Annotated in this window: 1 protein-coding gene; it reads left to right on the top strand. The window is 70.5% G+C overall.

Translation table 11 applies throughout. From position 1 onward, the window contains the following. The first annotated feature begins 199 nt into the window (after positions 1 to 199). Entirely contained in the window at positions 200 to 1,408 is a 1,209-nt protein-coding gene (locus ACFQ4E_RS20560) for an MFS transporter (protein ID WP_386806403.1), read from the top strand. The last annotated feature ends 25 nt before the right edge of the window (positions 1,409 to 1,433 follow it).

The following is a 1,433-nucleotide window of genomic DNA, read 5'->3' on the forward strand; positions in this document are numbered from 1 at the left end:
CGCGCGCGTCCTCGGGCAGGCGCAGCACCGCGCCCGGCAAGGCGCGGGCGAGGCGGCGCGCCTCGGCGGAGCCGCCGACAAGGGCGACTGGGGCTATGGGGGCAAAGCTCAGATCGGTCATCTCCGATGGGATACCCGCTTCGCCGCTGCGACGCTACAGCCTCTTGCTGCGGCCAGGATTCGCGTTACCACGGCAGGCATGGATGCCCTGCCCCACACCCGCCGAAACCTCGCCGTGCTGGTCGCCGCGCAAGCGCTTCTCGGAGCGCAGCTGCCGATGATCTTCACCATCGGCGGGCTTGCCGGTCAGTGGCTGAGCCCGATCGCCTGCCTCGCGACGCTGCCGATCACGCTGATCGTCCTCGGCTCGATGCTCTCGGCCACGCCGCTCTCGGCGCTGATGCAGAAATTCGGACGCAGGACGGGCTTCTGGATCGGCACCGCTGGAGGCGCCGCGGGGGCCTGCGTCGGCGCGGCGGGACTCTGGCTGGCCTCGTTTCCGATCTTCGCGCTCGGCGGGCTTCTGACCGGTATCTTCATGTCCTCCCTGGGCTTCTACCGCTTCGCCGCCGCCGATATCGCGTCGGAAGCGTTCCGGCCCAAGGCGATCTCCTACGTGCTGGCCGGAGGGCTGGCCGCCGCGCTGATCGGCCCGCAGCTCGTGAAGGTCACAGTCGATGCCTTTGCGGTGCCGTTCCTCGGCACCTATCTCGCGGTCGTCGCGGTCAACGTGCTCGGCGCGTCGCTCTTTTTCGCGCTCGACATCCCGAAACCCGCCCCGGCCTCCGCCGACGCGCCGAAAGGACGGAGCCGCCGCGAGCTCCTGACCACACCGAGGATCGCCGTCGCGGTGATCTGCGCGACGGTCGGCTATGCATTGATGAACCTGATGATGACCTCGGCGCCGCTCGCCGTGGTCGGCTGCGGCTTCGCCACCGGCGACGCGGCCAACGTGGTGAGCGCGCATGTGCTGGCGATGTATGCGCCGTCCTTCTTCACCGGTCACCTGATCGCGCGCTTCGGGGTCGAGCGGATCATCGCCACGGGGCTCGTGCTGCTTGCGGGCGCGGGCACGGTCGCGCTGGCGGGCGTCGATCTGATGAATTTCTTCGGCGCTCTGGTGCTTCTGGGGCTCGGCTGGAACTTCGCCTTCATCGGCGGCACCACGATGCTCGCGGGCGCGCACCGCTCCGAGGAGCGCGGGCGGATGCAGGGCCTGAACGATCTGATCGTCTTCGGCGGCGTCGCCTTCGCCTCGCTCGCGTCCGGCGGGTTGATGAACTGCTCGGGCGGCAGCCCGGAGCAGGGCTGGAGCGCGGTGTCGATGGCGATGCTGCCCTTCCTGACGCTCGCGGGCGGCGCGCTGATCTGGCTGGCGCTCAGCCCCCGCGCCCGCAGCGCGGCCTGAGGCTACCAGCGCCCCGTCGCGCCCC

This window comes from Litorisediminicola beolgyonensis, assembly GCF_042679605.1.
Classification (GTDB): Bacteria; Pseudomonadota; Alphaproteobacteria; order Rhodobacterales; family Rhodobacteraceae; genus Litorisediminicola; species Litorisediminicola beolgyonensis.